The organism is Acinetobacter sp. YH12218, assembly GCF_013417925.1.
Lineage (GTDB): Bacteria > Pseudomonadota > Gammaproteobacteria > Pseudomonadales > Moraxellaceae > Acinetobacter > Acinetobacter amyesii.
Genome location: NZ_VPDB01000107.1, coordinates 1 through 6,874, shown reverse-complemented (window position 1 = coordinate 6,874; position 6,874 = coordinate 1). Strand labels below are relative to the sequence as shown.

The 6,874-nt window shown below is 38.4% G+C and carries 5 protein-coding genes and 1 pseudogene; 2 read left to right on the top strand and 4 right to left on the bottom strand.

The annotated features are described in order from the left end of the window. Positions 1-428: 428 nt before the first annotated feature. Positions 429-861: pseudogene (locus tag FTV03_RS18060) on the bottom strand (transposase); the annotation flags it as partial. A gap of 121 nt (positions 862-982) precedes the next feature. Then, the gene (locus FTV03_RS16615) at positions 983-2,482 is read right to left on the bottom strand and encodes a sodium:proton antiporter (RefSeq protein WP_180042274.1); all 1,500 of its coding nucleotides are present in this window, start codon (positions 2,480-2,482) and stop codon (positions 983-985) included. Between the two features lie 219 nt (positions 2,483-2,701). On the opposite strand from FTV03_RS16615, the gene FTV03_RS16610 reads away from it, so the two are divergent. Further along, positions 2,702-3,259: a hypothetical protein gene (locus tag FTV03_RS16610; protein ID WP_180042272.1), complete on the top strand. Its 558-nt coding sequence runs from the start codon at positions 2,702-2,704 to the stop codon at positions 3,257-3,259. A gap of 57 nt (positions 3,260-3,316) precedes the next feature. Here FTV03_RS16610 and FTV03_RS16605 read toward each other — a convergent pair whose 3' ends face one another. Then, complete coding sequence (locus tag FTV03_RS16605; protein WP_180042270.1) at positions 3,317-4,222, bottom strand: neutral zinc metallopeptidase; 906 nt, start codon at positions 4,220-4,222, stop codon at positions 3,317-3,319. Positions 4,223-4,268: 46 nt separating this feature from the next. Next, positions 4,269-5,195, bottom strand: a complete 927-nt coding sequence (locus FTV03_RS16600) for a DUF808 domain-containing protein (RefSeq protein WP_180042268.1) — start codon at positions 5,193-5,195, stop codon at positions 4,269-4,271. 202 nt (positions 5,196-5,397) lie between these two features. Here FTV03_RS16600 and trpS point away from each other — a divergent pair, with 202 nt between their 5' ends. After that, complete coding sequence (trpS, locus tag FTV03_RS16595) at positions 5,398-6,411, top strand: tryptophan--tRNA ligase (protein WP_078193010.1); 1,014 nt, start codon at positions 5,398-5,400, stop codon at positions 6,409-6,411. Positions 6,412-6,874 lie beyond the last annotated feature (463 nt).

Here is a 6,874-nt window from a genome sequence, read left to right as displayed (position 1 = left end):
AATAATTCAAGTGAATTTGTTTGAAAGAAGAACTTTAAAAGCTTTATTTTCACCCGATAAAATACCCATAAAACAAGAGGAAGCTCAAATGAGCTTCCTCTTGTGAAAAATTGTGGGACAGCAGTGAACCCGAAGGTCCTCTTTGATTAATACTTAATTTTGACAGATTAGTACAGTAATTGGTTGTGATCGATTAGATCTTGTAAAGTCACATCGGTATTTTTCAAAGTGAGTAATTCAACTTTATCGACACATTTGGGCTATGACAACCATTTGTATAAATATCGCCCCTTGGTAGAGAGCGCATTTATGCAATTAAAAACATGGCGAGATATCGTATTTCTTATGCAAAAAGACAGCGTCATTTAAAGCAGAACTTCAAATAAACTTTATCATGATGTGACTAAAAGCTTCATGACGGCACACCTTACACGTCGGACTGTCTTTAAGAATTCATTTCTTCCCAAAGCCACAGTTTTTTGTCTTTTCATGGTTTCGCATTTTTTCTTTGAGGAATGACTAGAGTGCTTATAAATCTGAAATGATATGCCTACAGCATTTTGTGTCATATGCGCCATCGGTATAGCTAGAATTCATTGGCTCACTAGGTGAAATTTATGCAAGTAAGTTTTCTAGTACTTATGAACTGCTGACATTGTTGTCATGAGCTGAATTGTCCATGTTTGCAATGTTTTCAGCATCTATACCAATACGAAGTTTACGCCATTGTCGTCGACCTTCAGACTGATGTTTATTAGGTTTCGATTCACCTTCAGCTAATAACTTCAAACCTATAGAGTCAACAAGTAGATGTAGTCCATCAGAACTTTTTTGATAGCTAATCGCAATATCAATATGTTTTTATCTCCTGCTGAATGACCAGTCATAATTTCCCGACTTTTGATGTTACTTGATGGAACACAACTAGAAATAAAAAAGGAAATGCCCAAGCATTTCCTTTTTTAAGTCAAACAAATCAGTTTTAGAAGTTTTCGGGGTTCTCTAAACGACGAACTTCTTGCACTTTTTCTGGGTTATGTACCGCAGCTACACCATCATCTGCTTTAGTATCTATTAACGCTTCTGGGTTATAAACCGTAATAGTTTCATTACCATGGATATCTTCACCCACAATATATTGGAAGCCCTTTTTATTCATTTTATGGCACATTCTTTGGTACCAACCTTTAAAGCCTTTGGTTTCTTCATTGGGATTGTAATAAAAAGCATTCATCACAGCAGGTAAACCTAGACCACACACGAGCCCCGACATTAATACCGCAATAAATGTATATCCAATCAAAATACTACTGTATTCACTGAGTTCAGGAATATTGGCAACAGCAAGGATTAGGGCCAATGAAATACCGCCACGAACCCCACCCCAGGATAAAATCGCAAGACTACCGTTATAGCTTTTTTTGCGGAAACTTGGGAAGAATGCAAAAGATAAATAGTTTGCTGCAAAGCGCGATGCATGCAAAATAATAAACGCCACCATACCGCCTAAAATCAAGCTGATACTTAAATCTAAGATAAATAACTCAAGACCGATCAGGGTAAATAAAAAGGAATTGATGATTCCTTCCACGGTATGCCAGAAATGATTGACTTCCCGAATTTCACGATCTTGAAGGATTTCTTTCCATTTATTGCCAACAATCAAACCACCAATGACGCATGCAATTGGTGCAGATGCATGGGCGAATAAAGCGACTAGATAAGAACCACTTGCCAACAACGCTGTGGTTAAAATCAAGGACTCCATTTCATGTTTACCGCGGAGTAAACGTAAAATCCCTAAACCAAATGCCCAACCAATAATGATTGCAACAACAATTTCATATAACAGTGTTTCAAGCGTACCAAGGACGGTAAAATGCTCACCTTGCAAGACATTGAGTAAAGTCATAAACACGGCAATACACATGGCATCATTAAAGAGAGATTCGCCTTCTAATTTCACCATCAAATGATGTGGCGCACGTACCGAACTTAGTACACCTTTGACCCCAATCGGGTCGGTCGCACCTAAAGCCGCACCTAATAATAACAACACCAATAAATCAACATGATGACCAATTAAGAACTGATAACCATATAAGGCAACACCAAAAAACACCGCACAAAGCACCAAGGCAATACTGGCCAATATACTGATCGGCTTCCAATGCAAACGTAAATCTGAAACTTTAAATTTCAAGGCAGATGAGGTCAAAATAAAACAAATCACGCCATTAATTAAAAAGTCATAAAAGTCGATATGACGAACGGCCTCTTCAATATTGTGCAAATTAATCGTCACAAATTGATTGCCATTGAGCAGGCTTGCGCCCCATTGCAAAATAAAGACAAAAATTGCAGAAACAATAGGAACACCTATGGCTTGTGGAAAGCCCAAGATACGTTTATTAAAAATCGTGGTTGCAATCGAAAGTGCAAAAATAACGGTAAAAACCTGTAGAAAAAAATAATTTCCCATTTTGTTCCCAATTTTGGTGCTGTGTTGCCTACAGAGTGAGATATAGGTATTTTTAAAATAAATACTAAATTATTTAGTATTTAAAAATAAAATATTCTAACGAATTTTATCTAAATTCCGTGTATCAATTCAGTTTTTTTCACATCTTTTATCAAGATCATTTAACATAGCAAGCCTGCATAGATTTTATGCATTTTCATCATCTACATGATTTCTCCTATGCATCAGACTATTAAAACTGTTTTTCGACTCTTTTTTGCTGCGGTGATCTTTATCATTACGGCGGCCCTGATCCTCACTTGCTATAGCAAGTCACAGGAAATTTTACGTGCTGAGCACTATTTTAGTCAGGCAAAAACGATCTCACTGGATTCAACACCCAAAGAACAATTGGTTTTGGTCTCCAATAATGAATCACCCGATCGTGCGATTTTTATCATGCTGGCGAATAATGGTTATCTTGCCAAACTGAATTGTGAAAACTATGCACAAGATATTTGTCTCGATGAATTTAATCAGCAACACACCCGACAAATTCAACACCTCGATTTACTGAAAATCGGACAATTTCAATATATCCAAAATGTGAGTTTCACCAATAGCCGCACTGGACAAAAAAAACAATTACGCTATAGCGATGCCCAATTAAAACAGTTCTATCAAAACGATATTTCAGGCCTTAAATATACTGTTTTTGGCGTGGCTTTATTTGCATTTGCCGCATTGTATGTCAGCTATCGTATTGTTCGAAACTTCAAATCATTTCTCAACAAATAAGCTTCAATCTATTTTTCAATGAAAAAAAGAGGATGTTTGCATCCCCCTTTTTTTGTTTTAAATGGCTTGATTAAAGGTATCACAGCTATTGATATTGCCTGATTTCAACCCTGTCTGGAACCATTTCATACGTTGTTCACTGGTTCCGTGCGTGAAGCTATCTGGGACCACTTGCCCAGTTGCACTTTTCTGTAAATAGTCATCACCAATCTTATGTGCAGCGTCCATCGCTTCTTCTACATCACCCTGCTCTAAAAATTGGGTACGCTGTTGATTATGATGCGCCCAAATACCCGCAAAGCAGTCTGCTTGTAGTTCTTGCATGACCGAATAACGATTACCTTCAGCTTTAGACGCTTGCGCACGCGCCTGCTGAACTTGCTCAGAAATACCTAAAATCGTTTGGATATGATGTCCAACTTCATGGGCAACCACATAGGCTTGCGCAAAATCACCCGCCTGATCTTGACGACTCAATTCAGTTTGATTTTGTTCACCCGTAATGCCCATTTGCGTACGCATATCTTTAAAGAATGCAGTATCAATATAAACCTTCTGATCTGCTGGGCAATAAAAAGGCCCCATTGCCGCTTGTGCTGTACCACAACCTGAATTGACCACACCATTAAACATAACCAATTTAGGCGCTTTATACTGAGCATTTAACTGTTCTTGAAAGACTGTATTCCACGTATCTTCCGTATCGGCCAAAACAGTGCCAACAAAATCCATCGCTTCTTGTTGTTCCGGTGTTGGATTATCCAGACCTTTGACTTCAGCCGTTTGACCCTGTGAAGTCACTTGTTTAGTCGCCTGATAAGCTTGCTGCGGATCGACACCAAAAAACTTCCACGCAACAAATGCCACAACCAAACCGAGAATACTGATCCCACCCGCTTTTGCACCGCCACCACCGCGACGGTCTTCTACGTTTGAACTAACTCTTCGACCTTTCCAGCGCATAGTGATCTTCCTTATATAAAATAGTTGATATCCGTGCGTTTACAGATTAATCCTTTTGCGACTTTGGCCATACTTTTTGAACTAAAGATACGACGCACAGCACGATTAAACCTGCAATAAAACCTGTCACTAAATTGATTAAAGTCGGTGTTAATGCACCCACAATACTGCCAACTGTAGGAATATGTTCTGCATAATCTACAGAGCCTTCAATAAAATGGTGTAGCAAAGGTACACCATGGGTAATGATGCCACCACCCACTAAAAACATGGCAATCGTACCTACAATGGTCAATGTCTTCATCAACTTAGGTGCAAATGCCAACAAACCTTGTCCAACGGTCTTTTTAAATTGTGACGCTTGTTGAGTGAGATAAAGTCCTAAGTCATCAATTTTGACAATCATCGCGACAAAACCATAAACACCAACGGTCATTAAAATTGCAATCACCGAAAGCACCATGACCTTGGTCCCAAATGCCGCAGTTGCAACCGTGCCCAACGAAATCACCACAATTTCAGCAGATAAAATAAAATCGGTCCGGATGGCACCTTTGACTTTTTCTTTCTCAAAAGTCACCAAATCCGTTTCAATATTAGTCATCTCTTCACGAGCAACTTCTTCTGTTTTGGCTTTTTTATGATGCAAACTATGCAGAACTTTTTCCACGCCCTCATAGCATAAGAACAAACCACCAATCATCAATAGTGGTGTAATCAGCCAAGGTGCAACCACACTGATCAATAAAGCAGCTGGAACCAAAATTAATTTATTAACAAAAGAACCTTTGGCCACAGACCAAACAACTGGAAGTTCACGATCCGAACGGACACCACTGACTTGTTGCGCATTCAGTGCTAAATCATCTCCAAGGACACCCGCTGTTTTTTTGGCTGCCATCTTACTCATGACAGCAACATCATCCAGCACAGTTGCAATATCATCAAGTAAGATTAATAAGCTACTCGCCATTATTTTTATCCTTTAGGCATTTTTTAATATTCTAATTCTATTTAACGCTAAAATTGTATTTAGTTTTTTAATAATTAACAAAATATTCACCCATTTTTCAGTCAATTGTGCTGTGTCAGTAACAATCAAAAATAGAATGCCGTACAATGGGGACATTCTTTGAAAATCAGCCGTAGCTTTGACTACCACTTTGGAACAGATAATGAGTACTCAAGATAATCGTCCAGTGATTTTGACTGGCGACCGTCCGACTGGACAATTACATTTAGGTCATTTTGTAGGTTCTTTACGTTCACGTGTAGGTTTACAAGATTCGCATCATCAACATCTTCTTTTAGCTGATGCTCAAGCCTTAACTGATAATGCTGATAACTTCGAAAAAGTTCGTCGCAATATTATTGAAGTCGCAACCGATTATCTTGCTGTAGGAATTGACCCAACCAAAACCACGATTTGCGTTCAATCATGCTTACCAGCATTGAATGAATTGACCATGTTATATTTGAACTTTGTGACGGTTTCTCGCTTAGAGCGTAATCCAACCATCAAATCTGAGATTCAAATGCGTGGATTTGAGCGTGACATTCCTGCAGGTTTCTTATGCTACCCAGTGGCTCAAGCTGCCGATATTACAGCGTTTAAAGCATCTGTCGTTCCTGTCGGCGAAGACCAAATTCCAATGATTGAACAAACCAATGAAATTGTTCGTCGTTTAAATCGTCAAATTGGTCGTGACGTACTTCCTGAATGTAAAGCTTTACTCTCTAATGTAGGTCGCTTGCCAGGTTTTGATGGTAAAGCAAAAATGTCTAAATCTTTGGGCAATACTATTGTGCTTGACGCAACTGATAAAGATATCAAGAAAGCTGTTAATGCAATGTATACCGATCCAAATCATTTACGTATTGAAGATCCAGGTCAAGTTGAAGGTAACGTCGTATTTACTTACCTCGATGCATTTGACCCTGATAAAGAAGCTGTTGCAGAGCTGAAAGAACACTATCGCCGCGGTGGCTTAGGCGACGGTACTGTGAAAAAGCGTCTTGAAGGCGTGCTAAAAGAGCTGATTGGCCCGATCCGTGAACGCCGTTTAGAATTGCAAAAAGACCCTGACTACATCATGGATATTTTAAAAACTGGTACCGATAGATGCCGTGATATTACCCAACAAACGTTGGATGAGATTAAATCTGGATTGGGTGTGTTCCACTTCTAAATTTAAAAAAATTCCATAAAATTAAGCCTTTCCAATGTGAAAGGCTTTTTTTTACAGGCACTTTTTATGAAGGTATTCACAAAATCTCCTTAGTTTTAACGTTAGGTAACATCACTTAACGTGAACACCAATGAAATGACTGACCGTTCACTCTATTATCTACTTATGTTTTAGGAATACCTAAATTCATAACATTTCTCCTTTACCGAACCTGTGTAAACAGATTCGTTGTTATACGCAATGAACACCCCAATCATTGCGTATTTTTTTGTCTGAAAATTGGCTAAGAAGAATTAAATATCCTCTATTGAAACAATAAAAAAACCCGCATTAAGCTAATGCCAGTCAGTTAAGCAAATTTTAGTAAAATGTAGTAAAAATGAGTGTATGTAAATACGCTCATTTTTTTATGTCTTTATCTGAACATTTAGAATCCACTCTTGAACATTCTCTCCCATCACTC